The following is a 14608-nucleotide window of genomic DNA, read 5'->3' on the forward strand; positions in this document are numbered from 1 at the left end:
GGCCTCGGTGTCGATGAACGACGAGCGGCGAGCCGTTGTCAGGTAGGCATTCGTACCCGTATCCCACGCGGCGGCCCGGCCGGTCTCCCGCCGGGCCCGTTTGCAGCCGGGCCCGGCGGGAGGCGGTGATCAGCGCGGCGCGTTGCCCGGGTCGAGCAGCGTCGGGGTGCGGCCCTCGCGGTGCGCCTGCTTGGCGTCCTCGAAGAACTCGCGGCTGAACAGGGCCGACAGCACCGCGATGCCGCCGCGGTGGATGCGGAACTCGCTCTTGGTGCTGGAACCGGTGAGCCGGATGACGCGGCCGGCGGCGTCCTGCGGGCGGGCCATGTCCTTGACCCGGCCGCGACCTGTCCAGGCCAGCGCGGTCTGGTCGATGACCGCGTCCTCGGGGACCAGCAGCTTGACCATGGCGTGGTCGAGGTCGGCGTGCACCACGATCTCCTGCTCACCCTCGATCCAGGGCGAGCGCAGGTCGATGACGACGCTGCCGTAACGGGCCTTCACCTCGAACGAGGAGGAGTGGGTCCAGTCGCCCAGGTGCTTGGTGGTGGCGTGATCGGTGTGGATCTTGACGGTGTCGGCGCCGGTGCTGGTGGTGTCGATGGCGTTCATGGCCCGGTCCTTTCGGAGGTGGTGGTGCTGGTCGGGTTCGCCTGCTCCTCAATAGTGGCACACAGACTAGTTACTTGGCAACTAGTTCTTCGAAACTAGTTTTTGAGCACCTAGTAAGATGGACGGCATGACAGCATCGACGCAGGCCGCGCAGTTCAAGCGGTCGCCCCTGGCCATGGCGGTGCTCGGCATCCTGCACCTGGAGCCGATGCACCCCTACGCCATCCAGCGCCGCATCAAGGAGTGGGGCAAGGACAAGGTCGTGAACGTGGGCCAGCGCGCGCAGCTCTACAAGACGATCGCGCGCCTGCAGGAGGCCGGCCTGGTGGCCGTGCGCGAGACGGGGCGCGATCAGCAGTACCCGGAGCGCACCGTCTACGAGATCACCGATACGGGCCGGACCTCGTGCATCGCCTGGATCAACGAGATGGTCAGCACGCCGCGCAACGAATTCCCGGAATTCCCTGCGGCACTGTCGTTTCTGATGCTGCTCACCCCCGCCGCCGCGCGCGCCGAACTCGAGAAGCGGGCCGCCGCCCGGCGTGCCGACCTGGAGGCGATCGACGCGGGCATGGCGCAGGCCGGGCAGTTCGGGCTGCCGCGCATCACCATGCTCGAGGACGAATACCAGCGGGCGCTCATCGCCGCCGAATCGCACTGGCTGGACGGCGTTCTCGCCGACCTCGCCGATGGCAGCCTGACCTGGTCGTGGGAATCGCTGGCGCGCTTCCAGGATCAGACCACGGTGTAGGCAGCACGGCACGCGAACGGCCCTGGCCCGCAATAGGACAAGGCCGCCCGCATCCGAAGATGCGGGCGGCCTTCGAGTTTCGCCCCGGACCCTGGGGTTTCAGGAGTTCACCCCTGAGGGTCCCGGGAGTGGGTGATCCTTACCGTGCGAACAGGAGGGCGCGCTTGACCTCCTGGATCGCCTTCGTGACCTCGATGCCACGGGGGCAGGCGTCGGTGCAGTTGAAGGTGGTGCGGCAGCGCCACACACCCTCGACATCGTTGAGGATGTCGAGGCGCTCGCGGGCGCCCTCGTCACGGCTGTCGAAGATGAAGCGGTGCGCGTTCACGATCGCGGCCGGGCCGAAGTAGCTGCCGTCGCTCCAGTACACGGGGCAGGAGGTGGTGCAGCAGGCGCACAGGATGCACTTGGTGGTGTCGTCGAAGCGGGCGCGGTCGTGCTGGGACTGGATGCGCTCGAACGTCGGCTCGTTGCCACGGGTGATCAGGTACGGCTTGACGGCCTTGAAGGCGTCGAAGAACGGCTCCATGTCCACCACGAGGTCCTTCTCCACGGGCAGGCCGCGGATCGGCTCGACGGTGACCGTCAGCTCCTTGCCGCCCTTGGGCAGCATGTCCTTCATGAGGATCTTGCACGCCAGGCGGTTGACGCCGTTGATCCGCATGGCATCCGAGCCACACACGCCGTGCGCGCAGGAGCGGCGGAAGGTGAGCGTGCCGTCCAGGTAGGACTTGATGTAGATCAGCACGTTCAGGAACCGGTCGGTCGGCAGCACCGGAACCTTGAATTCGTCCCAGTGCTGGCCCTTCCCGTCCTCCGGGTTGAAGCGGGCGATCTTGACCGTGATCATGGTCGACCCGTCCGGCACCGGAGCCGGCTTCTGCGGCGTTTCAGCGACAGCAGTCATCAGTACTTACGCTCCATCGGCTCGTAGCGGGTCTGCACCACCGGCTTGTAGTCCAGGCGGATGTCGGAGATGAGCTCCGGGCTGGTCTTGTAGGCCATGGTGTGCCGCATGAAGTTGACGTCGTCGCGGTCCGGGTAGTCCTCGCGCGCGTGGCCGCCGCGGGACTCCTTGCGGTTCACCGCACCCGCCACGGTCACCTCGGCCAGCTCCAGCAGGAAGCCCAGCTCGACGGCCTCGAGCAGATCGCTGTTGTAGCGACGGCCCTTGTCCTGCACGGTGATCCGCGAGTAGCGCTCCTTGAAGACCTGGATCTCCTCGAGCATGGACTTGAGGCTCTCCTCGGTGCGGTACACACCGGCCTTGTCGTCCATGGAGTTCTGCAGCTCGGTGCGGATGTCGGCGACGCGCTCGTTGCCGTGGTCGCTGAGCAGGCCGGCCAGCCAGTCCTGCACCATCTGCGCCGGGTTCTCCGGCATGTCCACGAACTCGGCACGCGCGGCGTACTCGGCGGCGGCGATGCCCGCGCGCCGGCCGAACACGTTGATGTCCAGCAGCGAGTTGGTGCCCAGACGATTCGCGCCGTGCACGGACACACACGCGCACTCGCCCGCGGCGTACAGGCCGGGAACGATGTCGGTGTTGTTGCGCAGCACCTCGCCGCGGATGCGGGTCGGGATGCCACCCATCACGTAGTGACAGGTCGGCATGACCGGCACCGGCTCCTTGACCGGGTCCACGCCCAGGTAGGTGCGGGCGAACTCGGTGATGTCGGGGAGCTTCTCCTCGAGCACGTCCTCACCGAGGTGGGTCACGTCGATGAGCACGTAGTCCTTGTTCGGGCCGGCGCCGCGGCCTTCGCGGACCTCGAGCACCATGGAGCGCGCGACGATGTCACGCGGCGCCAGGTCCTTGATGGTCGGCGCGTAGCGCTCCATGAAGCGCTCACCGGAGGCATTACGGAGAATGCCGCCCTCACCACGCACGGCCTCCGAGATCAGGATGCCCAGGCCCGCGAGGCCTGTCGGGTGGAACTGGTGGAACTCCATGTCCTCCAGCGGAAGTCCCTTGCGGAACACGATCGCCATGCCGTCACCGGTGAGGGTGTGGGCATTGGAGGTGGTCTTGTACATGCGGCCCGAGCCACCGGTGGCGAAGATGATCGCCTTGGCGTGGAACACGTGCAGCTCACCGGTGGCCAGCTCGTAGGCGACCACACCGGTGGCGACGGGGCCACGGTCGGTGTCGGTGAGGATCAGGTCCAGCACGTAGAACTCGTTGAAGAACTGCACGTCGTGCTTGACGCAGTTCTGGTAGAGCGTCTGCAGGATCATGTGGCCCGTGCGGTCCGCGGCGTAGCACGCGCGGCGCACCGGCGCCTTGCCGTGGTCACGGGTGTGGCCGCCGAAGCGACGCTGGTCGATCTTGCCCTCGGGCGTGCGGTTGAACGGCAGACCCATCTTCTCCAGGTCGAGCACGGCGTCGATGGCCTCCTTGGCCATGATCTCCGCGGCGTCCTGGTCGACCAGGTAGTCACCACCCTTGACGGTGTCGAAGGTGTGCCACTCCCAGTTGTCCTCTTCGACATTCGCGAGCGCGGCGCACATACCGCCCTGCGCCGCACCGGTGTGCGAGCGGGTCGGGTAGAGCTTGGTCAGCACGGCGGTGCGGACCCGAGGACCGGCCTCGATCGCCGCACGCATTCCAGCGCCACCGGCACCGACGATCACGACGTCGTAGCGGTGCTCCTGAATCGGTCGGGATTCACTCATCGAGGTGGCCTGTTCCTAACTGATGTTGGGGTCGAAGGTGAAGATCACGTAGGTGCCGGTGACCATGACCAGGATCATGGACACGACCAGCAGCGTCTTCAGCCAGAAGCGGGTGGAGTCCTTGCGCGCGTAGTCGTCGATGACGGTGCGCAGGCCGTTGCCGCCGTGTAGCTGGGCCAGCCACAGCATGGTGAGGTCCCAGATCTGCCAGAAGGGCGAGGCCCAGCGGCCGGCGACGAACGCGAAGTTCAGGCGGTGCACACCGCCGTCGAGCATCAGCATGATCGTCATGTGGCCGATGACCAGCACGACCAGCAGCAGGCCGGAGGCACGCATGAACAGCCAGGCGTACTTCTCGAAGTTGTTGCCGCCGACGCGACGGGGGGCGCGCGGAGCGTCGAGGGAGGCGGGGCGGTCGTAGGACTTGCCGAGAACGGGTGCGGTCATGTCGGCTCTCAATTCGTCAGCAGGTAGAAGAACTGGCGGCCGACGCCGGCGCCGGCGACGACGATCCAGATGGCCAGCACGACCCAGAGCATCTGCCGCTGATAACGCGGGCCCTGCGACCAGAAGTCGACCAGGATGATGCGGATGCCGTTGAACGCGTGGAACAGCACGCAGACAACGAGGGCCATCTCCATGAGCGCGACGATCGGGTTCTTGTAGGTCGCGATCGTGTGGTCGTAGGTGTCCGGGCTGACTCGCACCAACGCGGTATCGAGGACGTGGACGAACAGGAAGAAGAAGATCGTCACGCCGGTGATGCGGTGCAGAGCCCAGGACCACATGCCGGGGTCGCCTCGGTACAGGGTCCGCTTCGGCTTGGCCGGAGCTTCTAGCGTGGTCATAGAGTGCGGTGCCTCCAACGTCGTTGATGGACCCGGTCAGAATCCGGCGCGGAGCCTTCGGACTGTCGAAACCACCTGCTCACGAGCGGAAACAAACGTCCGGTGGCAGTGCTGCAGGCCCGCTTCGGGTACCTGAACCGATCTGTCGTGAACTCTAAACCCAGCTGTGGAGGGGAACTAATTCGGCGTGCCGCTCGTTGGGCCAAATTGTTGTGAGTTAGGTTTGCCTTTCCTGATTTTTGCGACCAGGCGGAACGCCTGTCACGCGGGTGCTGCCACGTCCATGGGAGGATGGTCCGAAATGTCGGATATTGACTGGAAGACCCTGCGTGGCAAGGCTTTTGAAGTCATGCAAGAGGCTTATGCCCCTTACTCTCGATTCCCCGTCGGGGCCGCGGCTCTCACCGCCGATGATCGCATGGTGAGCGGCTGCAATGTGGAAAATATCTCATACGGTTTGGGCCTCTGCGCCGAATGTGTACTGGTCGGTAACTTGATTTCGACCGGAGGCGGGCGACTCCGGGCGGTCTCGGTCTGCGACTCCCGGGGCGCCGTGCTCATGCCCTGCGGACGCTGCCGGCAGATCCTGCTCGAACACGGCGGCGGCGAGTTGCTCGTCGATCGCCACAGCGGCCCCGTCACCCTGAACGCCTTGCTGCCGGACTCCTTCGGCCCCGGTGACCTCGCCGCCGGACAACTCTGACCGTCGGTGTTCGAGGGCTATCACCGCTGATCGCCGTGGCGCGCGCGGGAATCCGTGCACATCGGGCCGGGCGCATGCCAGGGTGGAGGGTGTGAGTGTGCACTCGGCGGTGGACGTGATTCGGGCCAAGCGCGACGGCGGTGAACTCAGCGACGCGCAGATCGATTGGGTGGTGAACGCGTTCACGCGCGGAGAGGTGGCCGACGAGCAGATGTCGGCGCTGGCCATGGCCATCGTGTGGCGCGGCATGACGCGGCGCGAGACCGCGCGCTGGACCCAGGCCATGATCGACACCGGGAAGCGCTTGGACTTCACCGATCTGGGCCGCCCGACCGTCGACAAGCACTCCACCGGCGGGGTGGGAGACAAGATCACGCTGCCGCTGTCGCCGCTGGTCGCGGCATGCGGGGCCGCCGTGCCCCAGCTGTCCGGGCGCGGATTGGGCCACACCGGAGGCACTCTCGACAAGCTGGAGGCCATTCCCGGCTGGCAGGCCGACATTCCGGTGGACCGCATGCGGAAACTGCTGTCGGATCCCGCCGTCGGAGCCGTGGTGTGCGCTGCCGGGGCCGACCTCGCGCCCGCCGACAAACGGCTCTACGCGCTGCGTGATGTGACCGGGACCGTGGAATCCATCCCCCTGATCGCCAGCTCCATCATGAGCAAGAAGATCGCCGAGGGCACCGGGGCGCTGGTGCTGGACGTGAAGGTCGGGCGCGGGGCCTTCCTGAAGCAGCTGGACCAGGCGCGCGAACTCGCCACCGCCATGGTCGAACTCGGCACCGACGCGGGCGTGCGGACGGTGGCGCTGCTCACCGCCATGGACACCCCGCTCGGCCATACCGCCGGAAACGCCCTGGAGGTCTGCGAATCCCTCGACGTGCTGGCGGGCGGCGGCCCCGCCGATGTCGTCGACCTCACCCTCGCCCTGGCCCGGGAGATGCTGGCGCAGGCCGGGATCACCGACATCGACCCGGCCGACGCCCTCGCCGACGGCCGGGCCATGGACCAGTGGCGAGCCATCGTGCGCGCCCAGGGCGGCGACCCGGACGCGCCGCTGCCGCAGGCCCGCCACACCGAAACCCTGCGCGCCGACGCCGGGGGCACGTTGACCCGCCTCGACGCCCTCGATGTCGGGCTGGCCGCGTGGCGGCTGGGCGCCGGCCGGGCGCGGCAGGGTGACCCGGTGCAGGCCGGGGCGGGTATCGAAATGCATGCCAAGCCAGGCGATTCCATTGTTCCGGGGCAGCCGCTGCTGACCCTGCACACCGATACTCCGGAGGCGTTCCCGGTCGCGCTCGAGATCCTGCGGGGCGCGTACACCATCTCCGAGACCGAGGCGGTGGAACCGCAGCCGCTGATTCTGGGCCGCATCACCGCCTGACCCGGCCTAGCCTGGGATCGTGAAGCACAGAACCGATTTCCGAGGCCGGGCCGCGGCGGCGGCCGCGCTGGGCGTGTTCGGCCTCGTCGCGCCGCTGGGCGCGGTGCTGCCCGCCGCGTGGTCGCCGGCTCCGGTCGCGCAGGCCTCGCCCGCGGACAATATTCCCTCCGATTCCTCCGGAGACCATCAGCCGAACTCGCTCTCGCGCGGCGATGTCACGCCGCCCTCGACCGAGAAGAAGGCCGAACCGTCACCCGTCTACACCAGCTGCGAACAGGTGTGGGCGCAGGGCGGGGGCCCGATCTACCTGGGCCAGCCCGGGTATTCGGTGCTGCTCGATCCGGACGGGACCGGCGTCGCCTGCTCCCGCTAGGTGCTCGCCCGGTGCCCGATAGGTGAAGGATTCGTACTGGTCAGCAACGTGACGGCAACGACATGCCGAACTGTGGGGTGAGTCCGGTCAACCGCCCTGCTGCGGCACGGGAATGCGGCTAACGTTGCTACATGACTGGACCGATGCCCCTCACTCTCGCTTCGATCCGCCAGGCTCCGAAGGCGGTCCTGCACGATCACCTCGACGGCGGGCTGCGGCCCGCGACCGTGCTGGAGCTGGCTCGCGCCTGCGGCTATGACCAGTTACCGGCAGGCGATGCCGCCGCGCTGGCGGACTGGTTCCGGGACGCGGCCGACAGCGGCTCGCTCGAGCGCTATCTGGAGACCTTCGCGCACACCGTCGCCGTCATGCAGACCCCCGAGGGCCTGCGGCGGGTGGCCCGCGAATGCGCCGAGGATCTCGCCGCCGACGGCGTCGTCTACGCCGAGGTGCGGTTCGCGCCCGAGCAGCACCTCGAGGCCGGGCTCACCCTCGACGAGGTGGTCGAGCACACCATCGCCGGATTCCGCGAGGGCGAGGCCCTGGCAGCGGCCGCCGGCACCCCGATCACCGTGGTCTGCCTGCTCACCGCCATGCGGCACGCGGCCCGCTCCCGCGAGATCGCCGAGCTCACCGTGCGCTGGCGCGACCGCGGCGTCGGCGGGTTCGACATCGCGGGCGCGGAGGCGGGCTATCCGCCCAGCCGCCACCTGGACGCCTTCGACTACATGCGGGCCAACCTGGCGCACTTCACGATTCACGCGGGCGAGGCCTTCGGGCTGCCGTCCATTCACGAGGCCGTCGCGTTCTGCGGCTGTGAGCGCCTCGGCCACGGTGTGCGCATCACCGACGACATCACCGATTCGGCCGACGGTCCCCGACTCGGCGTGGTCGCGAACTATGTGCGGGACATGCGAATCCCGCTCGAACTGTGTCCGTCCTCCAATGTGCAGACCGGCGCGGTGCCCTCACTCGACAAGCACCCCTTCGATCTGCTGGCCCGCCTGCGCTTCCGCGTGACGGTCAATACCGACAACCGGTTGATGAGCGACACGACCATGAGCAAGGAGATGCTCAAGCTGTCGGAGACCTTCGGCTACGGCTGGAGCGATCTGGAACGCTTCACCATCAATGCCATGAAGTCGGCGTTCATCCCGTTCCCGGACCGCCTGCGCCTGATCGACGAGGTGATCAAGCCGGGCTACGCGGTATTGCTGGGATAGGGATACCGCGATCTTGCCGGGATAGGTTGTCCCGCAAAGCAATTCGGGCCGCACCCGGAGGTGCGGCCCGAATCGTGTCTCCGATCAGCCCTGCTGCAGGCGTGCCTCGAAGGCCGACTCCAGGACCTTCCAGGCATCCGCTTCCGCCGCGAACGGCGGGTTGGGGGCCATCCGGGTCGGGTCGGGGTTGAGCAGGTACGAGACGTACCAGCCCAGCGGGGTGGACACGGCCAGGGCCGATTCGACCGAGTCGTCCTCGGCGTAATCGGCTGCGTCGGTGAACAATTCGACGGCCAGGTCGAGCTGGTCGGTGTCCACGGACTTGGGGCCGGCCGCCAGATCCTCGGACAGGCCGGGCAGGACGTAGACGTTCTCCTCGTCGACCTCGACATCGAGGGAGCCGTCCACGGCGGCGGTCTGCACCTCGCCGTAGGTGCTCACCCGGGCCAGGTCGTGGTCGTGGTCGTCGGCCAGGTAGCGGGCCAGGGCGCGCTCGGAACCGAAGACCGTGATGTTGCCGTCCTTGCCCAGGAAGATGGGCTCGTCGTCGACGTAACAGCGCAGGGTGAAGACGGTGCCGTCGGAGGTGACGATCTTGACCGGGTCGATGCCGACCTCGTGCCAGAACGAGAGCTCCTCGTCCTCTTCGTCGTCGTCCTCGTCCAGGTCGACGGCCTCGATCTCGTCGTCATCGCTCTCGGCCGCGTCCTCGGCGTCGACGATGTTCTCCTGCGCCGCAAGCAGTTCCGCCTCGGCGACCGAGACCGCGTCGGCGTCCACCTCCGGAATCGTCACCACCGAGTCGATGGCGTCGATGACCGCTTCCCAATCCTTGGCGATGGCCGCGCCGATCTGGTCCCACAGTTCCTCGCCCTCGCGCCCGGCGAAGGCGCCGACGCCGCCGGCCAGTGCGCCCAGCACCGGGTGTGAGCCGAAGAACTTGGTGACGGTGTCGAGTTCGCACACGTCGCCGATATTGCGGACCATCTCGAGGGTCTCCTCGAGCTCGGAGACCACCTCCGGGTCCGGGTCGTCGGCGGCCAGCTCGGGCACGCCGACCAGATCGAAGACGTACTGCTCCTCCGGCTCCAGTTCGGCCGCCGACAATCCGGCGATGATCTTCCAGGCCGGATGATCCACCAGATCGTTGTCGGAGTTGGTGCGAATGAACGCGGCCAGCTCCGCGACGGACTCGAATCCGTACAGGTCTTCCTCGTGACCGAGGAACGCCTGCCACTCATCGTCACCGTCTCGCCAGCGGGGTGCCCAGAGGGTGACAAGATCGCCTTTGGTCAGGCCGAGCGCGATCGGGACGATGTCTCCAGAAGCCATGACCCGAAGCCTATCCAGTCGCCGCGTCAGGCACTATCCGGGCCGCCCCCCAACATTTCTGGAGGCGTCTCCGCCGGACAGTGAGTCGTTCAATCGGGCAATGATTCGGGAGCGCCGCGCGGTCGCCTCGGCCGCAGCCTGCCGACACGTCCAGAGGATCAGCCGCGACACCTCGGCGGGAGCGCGCGAGGTCACCGACTCGGCCAGCCACAGCCCGGTCAGCGCGCCGTCGCCATCGACCTCGGCGGTCACCGCGCCGTCCTCTGATGTGCAGCGGCCACTTGTCCGGGACAGCCCGTGCAGCGCGGCCTCGAGTGCTTCCAGCTTGTCGTTGACGCCCTTGACCAATGCGTCCATTTCGGCGCTCATCGGTTCCGCAGCCAACTGGTCTGTCCGGTATCGGTGTCGTCGAGCCGGTCCAGCTCGTCCACCGCGGCCTGCCGGGTGGGCAGGCCCAGCCGGTCCAGCATCGCCTCCGGGACGCCGGCCTCGGCCAGCTGTTCGCGCCGCCGCGCTCGGGCCACGATCGCCGAGCGCTGGGTGAGCCGCAGCATCTCGGCGGCGAGAGGCGGTGCGCCGTACCGGTATTCAGCGCGCTCGAACCGGATCTCCACCGGCATGCCCTGATCGGTGGCGCGCACCGTCACCGTGCCGGATCGATTGGTGGCGGCGGCGACGGTCACCGCCGGAACCTGTGGTCGCGTCATCCTGTCTCCCTTCGAAACACTTGTTCGTGGCCCGAATGCCGCACCTGTGGGCCGGTTCTACCTAGGCGGTGGGCCGGTAGAAACCGAGGAACCGCATCCCGCTGTTCTCGGTCCGGATCGGTCGGATCTGAACCGGATCGCCCGCCTCCACCAATTGCCCGTTCCCGATCACCATCGCGACGTGGCCGTCCCAGACCGCAAGATCTCCGGGCATCAAGTCCCCTGGACCGACCCGCTGGTGCCCGTACCCCTGTTCCTGTGCCAGCCGCGGCAGCGAGACACCCGCCTGCGCATAGGCCCACTGGGTCAGACCGCTGCAATCCATCCCTGCCCCGGGCGTCTCCCCACCCCACACATACGGCGTCCCCACCGCACTCAGCGCATTCCGAACCGCATCTGCCGCCTGCTGATTCGGCGCTTCGACGGTGCTCCCATCCGGCAGCGTCACCCGCACCCCACCCCCTTGCGGCCGCGTAACCGTCGAATCATGGCCGCGATCAGGCGTCTTCGGCGTCGTCACCGATGCCGGACCGGTGTGCAGGCCGGCCGGTGAGAGTCCGGACCCGAGCAGTGTGTCCCCGGCCGCCGCGACCGCGCCCCCAGCGGCCGCGAGGCTCGTCCCGGCCTGCGGCGCCACACTGTCCATCGGCACGCTCGCCGCCGGTACGACCACCGCATCGCCCGGTCCGGACGGCGCGGGTGTCACCCGGCCGGGCGCCGGGACAGGTAGCGCCAACTCCGCCATGAGCGCAGTCTCCGAGTCCAGTTCGGCCTGCACCCGCTCGACCACCCGCATGGCCTGCCCGATGTGATCGATCGCCGACTCCACCAGGGCCGCCACCCCACCCGCGGTGAACCCGGCGGCACCCATCGCTTCGACCTCCGCCGTGAACGACCGCAGAATCGCCTCCACCTCCCGCCGCCCGGCGGCGACCTCCGCATCCGCCCGCTCCACGATCGCCGCCATGGCCCGCCCCCGCTCCGACGCCATGGCGGCCGAGGTCTGCACCCGCAGCGCCTCGTCCACCGCCGCATCACCGGCCCGCCCCCGCCACGCGTCGGACATCCGGTCGACACTCGCCTGACTCTCGGCGCGAATCTGCTCCACAGCAGCCGACGTCTCCCGCAGCACCTCGGCGGTCCCGCCGGACCCGGACCCGAAGCTGCGCAGCAACTCGACTATCGGCTCCGCCAGTGCCCCGACCGCCGGCTCCCCGCTCATCCGCCCACTCCCGCCCGAGTCCTCCCGCACTGCAACCTTTTTCGATCCACCCCGCCGCGCTGCCTTGCCGCCCAGCGGATCTCGGGTGCGGCTGTCACGCGCTCGACTCCGCGCCGACGGCGCCCAGCGTCGCGGCGTACGCGCTGTCGTGGCCGGTATAGGCGGCCGTGGCGGTGGCAGTGGTGGCGCCGGTGGTGGCGAGAGCCGTCGAGACTCTGTCGAGAGTGGTCACGTGGGTGCCGTGCGCCGCGGCGTAGGCGGTGAGGAAGTCGGCGCCGATGAGGCCGAAGGCGGGCACGAGTAGTTCGGGGGCGGCGGTGGCGGCATGCGCCGCGGCGGCCGCGAGATCCGCGCCGAGGACGGTGGTGGTCGTCGCGTAGGCGGTGAGGCCGTCGGGATGGATCGAGAGGCGGTGCACGAATGCCCCCTTCATGCCGGTCGCGGGATGGATGTGTGCTGCACGGGGTTGGACGCGGGACGGGGCCGGGCGGTTCCCGGGACGGAAGAATTCCGGTGCGCGGGGATCGCGGACGGCGGTGCTGACCTATGGTTTTCGTATGCGCACACTCGTCGTGGACCATCCGCTCGCTGCCGCTTTGCTGACCACCATGCGAGATGCCCGGACGACCAATCCGACATTCCGGGCCGCGCTCCGGGACCTGACCGCGATCCTGGTCTATGAGGCCACGCGGGACGCCCCGGTGGAGCGATTCCCGATCACCACGCCGGTGGCCGCCGCGGAGGGGACGCGGCTGAATGCTCCGCCATTGCTCGTTCCGGTGCTGCGCGCGGGGCTGGGCATGGTGGAGACCGCGGAGAACCTGATTCCGGACGCCCGGATCGGGTTCGTGGGCCTGGCCCGCGACGAGGAGACGCATCAGCCGACCCCGTACATGGAGTCGCTACCCGACGACCTGTCCGGCACCCCGGTCATGGTGCTCGATCCCATGCTCGCCACCGGTGGCTCCATGGTCTACACCCTGGACCTGCTCGCCACCCGCAATGCTCGCGACATCACCGTGCTGTGCGTGGTCGCCGCACCGGAAGGCATTGCCGCCCTGGAGAAGTCGGGTCACCCCGTGCGCCTGGTCACCGCCTCGGTGGACCGCGGCCTCAACTCCGACGCCTACATCGTCCCCGGCCTCGGCGACGCCGGCGACCGCCAATTCGGCCCGCGCTGAACACTCCCGGGCTCAGAGCTTCTCGCAGAACATCCGGATCTCGGAGAGCCGCTGCGCCGCAGCGGCCTTGGCTACTGCGAGCCCGTCCCGATCGGCCACGGGCACGAACGTCTCCAGATAGCACTTGAGCTTCGGCTCGGTACCCGACGGCCGGACTACCACGCGTAGCGTCGGGCCCTCGAAAACCAGTGCGTCGGTACGCATCTGCCCGCGCAGTCGCGCCATATCGGTGCAGCTCACCGCTTCTCCGGCGATCTCGGCCGGAGGCATCTCACGCAGCCGGGCGACCACGGCCGCAGCCTCGCTCACATCCGGCAGTCGCAACGACACCTGATCCCCGGCGTGCACACCGAATTCGACCGCGAAGTCGTCGAGGACGTCGAACAGCGTCCGCCCTTCCGCCTTCACCTGTGCCACCAGATCCGCCGCTACGACCGCCGCGGAGATACCGTCCTTGTCGCGCACCGCGGCCGGGTCCACGCAGTGGCCTATCGCCTCCTCGTACGCGTACACCAGGCCCGCACCCGCGCGGGCCAGCCACTTGAATCCGGTCAGCGTCTCCGTGTACCGCGCCCCGCGCGCCGGAGCCAGCTTGCTCAACAGCCGCGACGACACGATGGTGGTGGCCACCAGGGAGTCCGGTGCGGCCGACCGCAGCACGAAATCGCCCAGCAGCACCCCGGTTTCGTCGCCCCGCAGCATCCGCCACCCGTGCGGTCCCCGCACCCCGAGCGCGCACCGATCCGCATCCGGATCGAGCGCGATGGCGATATCCGCGTCCAGCCGTTCGGCCAGCCCCAGCAGCAGATCAGCCGCGCCCGGCTCCTCAGGATTCGGAAACGCGACCGTCGGAAAGTCCGGATCCGGCGCGAACTGCTCGGTGACCACCAGCACGTCGCCGAACCCCGCACCCCGGAGCGCGGCCACCGCCAACTCGCCGCCGACCCCGTGCATGGCGGTCAGCGCGATTCGAATCTCACTGCGCCGCCGGGTCGCGGCCTCGCCCTCGAACCCCTGATGGCCGCCGATCAGGCTGGGCAGCAGGGTGACTCGGGCCAGATAGCGGCGGACGATCTCCTCGCCCAACGCTTCGGCGGGAGTGCCTGCGGGTAGTCCGAGAATGCTCGGGTCCGGGGCGGCCGGTCCGGGATCGGTGCGGGGGATGTGCCCGGTGACGGCGTCGATGCAGTGCTCGATCTCGGCGTCGGCGGGTGGGATGAGCTGGGAGCCGCCGTCGAGGTAGACCTTGTAGCCATTGTCGGTGGCGGGGTTGTGGGAGGCGGTTATCTGAACTCCGGCAACGGCTTTCAGTTCGCGGACCGCGAAGGCCACCACCGGTGTCGGCAGCGGGCGGGGGAGTATCAGCACCGAGAAACCGGCCGCCGCAAAGACTTCCGCCGTCGCGGCGGCGAATTCGGCGGAGCCGTGCCGGGCGTCGCGGCCCACGATCACCAGTCCGCCGCCCAGGCAGCGGTCGCGCAGCCAGGCGGCGATCCCGGCGGAGGCCCGCGAGACGGTGTCCACGTTCATGCCGTCCGGGCCGTCCTGGAGCGGACCGCGCAGCCCGGCGGTTCCGAAGCGCAGCATCCCCGCGCG

At 68.6% G+C, this 14608-nt stretch carries 17 protein-coding genes; 6 read left to right on the top strand and 11 right to left on the bottom strand.

Features of this window, described 5'->3' with window-relative positions; genetic code table 11:
* Positions 1-129: 129 nt before the first annotated feature.
* Complete coding sequence (locus ACFXKA_RS03595; protein WP_379425796.1) at positions 130-612, bottom strand: hypothetical protein; 483 nt, start codon at positions 610-612, stop codon at positions 130-132.
* A 127-nt stretch (positions 613-739) separates the two neighbouring features.
* On the opposite strand from ACFXKA_RS03595, the gene ACFXKA_RS03600 reads away from it, so the two are divergent.
* Positions 740-1363, top strand: coding sequence for a PadR family transcriptional regulator (locus ACFXKA_RS03600; protein WP_354830191.1), 624 nt, complete (start codon positions 740-742; stop codon positions 1361-1363).
* A gap of 139 nt (positions 1364-1502) precedes the next feature.
* Here the strand turns inward: ACFXKA_RS03600 and ACFXKA_RS03605 are convergent, their stop codons facing one another.
* The 4 genes from ACFXKA_RS03605 to sdhC are packed head-to-tail and all read right to left on the bottom strand — an operon-like array spanning position 1503 to position 4887.
* Positions 1503-2270 carry a succinate dehydrogenase iron-sulfur subunit gene (locus ACFXKA_RS03605; RefSeq protein ID WP_354830189.1) on the bottom strand — a complete coding sequence of 256 codons (768 nt, stop codon included), beginning with the start codon at positions 2268-2270 and terminating at the stop codon, positions 1503-1505.
* Positions 2270-4039: a succinate dehydrogenase flavoprotein subunit gene (sdhA, locus tag ACFXKA_RS03610; protein WP_354830187.1), complete on the bottom strand. Its 1770-nt coding sequence runs from the start codon at positions 4037-4039 to the stop codon at positions 2270-2272. Before sdhA ends, ACFXKA_RS03605 begins: the two co-directional genes overlap by 1 nt.
* Before the next feature lie 15 nt (positions 4040-4054).
* Positions 4055-4486: a succinate dehydrogenase hydrophobic membrane anchor subunit gene (locus tag ACFXKA_RS03615; RefSeq protein ID WP_354830186.1), complete on the bottom strand. Its 432-nt coding sequence runs from the start codon at positions 4484-4486 to the stop codon at positions 4055-4057.
* A gap of 8 nt (positions 4487-4494) precedes the next feature.
* Positions 4495-4887: a succinate dehydrogenase, cytochrome b556 subunit gene (gene sdhC, locus ACFXKA_RS03620; RefSeq protein ID WP_354830184.1), complete on the bottom strand. Its 393-nt coding sequence runs from the start codon at positions 4885-4887 to the stop codon at positions 4495-4497.
* 301 nt (positions 4888-5188) lie between these two features.
* Between sdhC and ACFXKA_RS03625 the strand changes: the two genes are divergently transcribed.
* The 4 genes from ACFXKA_RS03625 to ACFXKA_RS03640 all read left to right on the top strand — a co-directional run bounded on the left by ACFXKA_RS03625 (position 5189) and on the right by ACFXKA_RS03640 (position 8570).
* The gene (locus tag ACFXKA_RS03625) at positions 5189-5590 is read left to right on the top strand and encodes a cytidine deaminase (protein ID WP_379425799.1); all 402 of its coding nucleotides are present in this window, start codon (positions 5189-5191) and stop codon (positions 5588-5590) included.
* Between the two features lie 91 nt (positions 5591-5681).
* Positions 5682-6974, top strand: coding sequence for a thymidine phosphorylase (locus ACFXKA_RS03630; protein WP_379425801.1), 1293 nt, complete (start codon positions 5682-5684; stop codon positions 6972-6974).
* A 19-nt stretch (positions 6975-6993) separates the two neighbouring features.
* Complete coding sequence (locus ACFXKA_RS03635) at positions 6994-7347, top strand: excalibur calcium-binding domain-containing protein (protein ID WP_354830182.1); 354 nt, start codon at positions 6994-6996, stop codon at positions 7345-7347.
* Between the two features lie 131 nt (positions 7348-7478).
* Positions 7479-8570: an adenosine deaminase gene (locus tag ACFXKA_RS03640; protein ID WP_379394859.1), complete on the top strand. Its 1092-nt coding sequence runs from the start codon at positions 7479-7481 to the stop codon at positions 8568-8570.
* Positions 8571-8654: 84 nt separating this feature from the next.
* Here the strand turns inward: ACFXKA_RS03640 and ACFXKA_RS03645 are convergent, their stop codons facing one another.
* The 5 genes from ACFXKA_RS03645 to ACFXKA_RS03665 all read right to left on the bottom strand — a co-directional run bounded on the left by ACFXKA_RS03645 (position 8655) and on the right by ACFXKA_RS03665 (position 12249).
* Positions 8655-9902 carry a primosomal protein gene (locus tag ACFXKA_RS03645; RefSeq protein ID WP_379425803.1) on the bottom strand — a complete coding sequence of 416 codons (1248 nt, stop codon included), beginning with the start codon at positions 9900-9902 and terminating at the stop codon, positions 8655-8657.
* Between the two features lie 33 nt (positions 9903-9935).
* Positions 9936-10259: a YbaB/EbfC family nucleoid-associated protein gene (locus ACFXKA_RS03650; RefSeq protein ID WP_379425805.1), complete on the bottom strand. Its 324-nt coding sequence runs from the start codon at positions 10257-10259 to the stop codon at positions 9936-9938.
* Positions 10260-10267: 8 nt separating this feature from the next.
* A complete protein-coding gene (locus tag ACFXKA_RS03655) occupies positions 10268-10609 on the bottom strand; it encodes a hypothetical protein (RefSeq protein WP_379425807.1) in 342 nt (113 codons plus the stop codon).
* Positions 10610-10670: 61 nt separating this feature from the next.
* A complete protein-coding gene (locus tag ACFXKA_RS03660; RefSeq protein ID WP_379425809.1) occupies positions 10671-11831 on the bottom strand; it encodes a C40 family peptidase in 1161 nt (386 codons plus the stop codon).
* A 94-nt stretch (positions 11832-11925) separates the two neighbouring features.
* Positions 11926-12249, bottom strand: a complete 324-nt coding sequence (locus tag ACFXKA_RS03665) for a type VII secretion target (RefSeq protein WP_379425811.1) — start codon at positions 12247-12249, stop codon at positions 11926-11928.
* Between the two features lie 139 nt (positions 12250-12388).
* Here ACFXKA_RS03665 and upp point away from each other — a divergent pair, with 139 nt between their 5' ends.
* Positions 12389-13012 carry a uracil phosphoribosyltransferase gene (gene upp, locus ACFXKA_RS03670; protein ID WP_354830170.1) on the top strand — a complete coding sequence of 208 codons (624 nt, stop codon included), beginning with the start codon at positions 12389-12391 and terminating at the stop codon, positions 13010-13012.
* 12 nt (positions 13013-13024) lie between these two features.
* Here upp and ACFXKA_RS03675 read toward each other — a convergent pair whose 3' ends face one another.
* On the bottom strand, positions 13025-14599 hold the full coding sequence (locus ACFXKA_RS03675; protein WP_379425813.1) for a phospho-sugar mutase: 1575 nt from the start codon (positions 14597-14599) through the stop codon (positions 13025-13027).
* Positions 14600-14608: the final 9 nt, after the last annotated feature.

Source organism: Nocardia sp. NPDC059228 (assembly GCF_042754245.1).
GTDB lineage: Bacteria > Actinomycetota > Actinomycetes > Mycobacteriales > Mycobacteriaceae > Nocardia.

What these genes read in the sequence shown, in the direction of transcription:
- ACFXKA_RS03600 (WP_354830191.1), top strand. Translation starts at nt 740, where the DNA reads ATGACAGCATCGACGCAGGCCGCGCAGTTCAAGCGGTCGCCCCTGGCC.
- ACFXKA_RS03595 (WP_379425796.1), bottom strand. Translation starts at nt 612, where the DNA reads ATGAACGCCATCGACACCACCAGCACCGGCGCCGACACCGTCAAGATC.
- sdhC (WP_354830184.1), bottom strand. Translation starts at nt 4,887, where the DNA reads ATGACCACGCTAGAAGCTCCGGCCAAGCCGAAGCGGACCCTGTACCGA.
- ACFXKA_RS03605 (WP_354830189.1), bottom strand. Translation starts at nt 2,270, where the DNA reads ATGACTGCTGTCGCTGAAACGCCGCAGAAGCCGGCTCCGGTGCCGGAC.
- ACFXKA_RS03625 (WP_379425799.1), top strand. Translation starts at nt 5,189, where the DNA reads ATGTCGGATATTGACTGGAAGACCCTGCGTGGCAAGGCTTTTGAAGTC.
- ACFXKA_RS03655 (WP_379425807.1), bottom strand. Translation starts at nt 10,609, where the DNA reads ATGACGCGACCACAGGTTCCGGCGGTGACCGTCGCCGCCGCCACCAAT.
- ACFXKA_RS03660 (WP_379425809.1), bottom strand. Translation starts at nt 11,831, where the DNA reads ATGAGCGGGGAGCCGGCGGTCGGGGCACTGGCGGAGCCGATAGTCGAG.
- ACFXKA_RS03615 (WP_354830186.1), bottom strand. Translation starts at nt 4,486, where the DNA reads ATGACCGCACCCGTTCTCGGCAAGTCCTACGACCGCCCCGCCTCCCTC.
- upp (WP_354830170.1), top strand. Translation starts at nt 12,389, where the DNA reads ATGCGCACACTCGTCGTGGACCATCCGCTCGCTGCCGCTTTGCTGACC.
- ACFXKA_RS03645 (WP_379425803.1), bottom strand. Translation starts at nt 9,902, where the DNA reads ATGGCTTCTGGAGACATCGTCCCGATCGCGCTCGGCCTGACCAAAGGC.
- sdhA (WP_354830187.1), bottom strand. Translation starts at nt 4,039, where the DNA reads ATGAGTGAATCCCGACCGATTCAGGAGCACCGCTACGACGTCGTGATC.
- ACFXKA_RS03640 (WP_379394859.1), top strand. Translation starts at nt 7,479, where the DNA reads ATGACTGGACCGATGCCCCTCACTCTCGCTTCGATCCGCCAGGCTCCG.
- ACFXKA_RS03650 (WP_379425805.1), bottom strand. Translation starts at nt 10,259, where the DNA reads ATGGACGCATTGGTCAAGGGCGTCAACGACAAGCTGGAAGCACTCGAG.
- ACFXKA_RS03675 (WP_379425813.1), bottom strand. Translation starts at nt 14,599, where the DNA reads ATGCTGCGCTTCGGAACCGCCGGGCTGCGCGGTCCGCTCCAGGACGGC.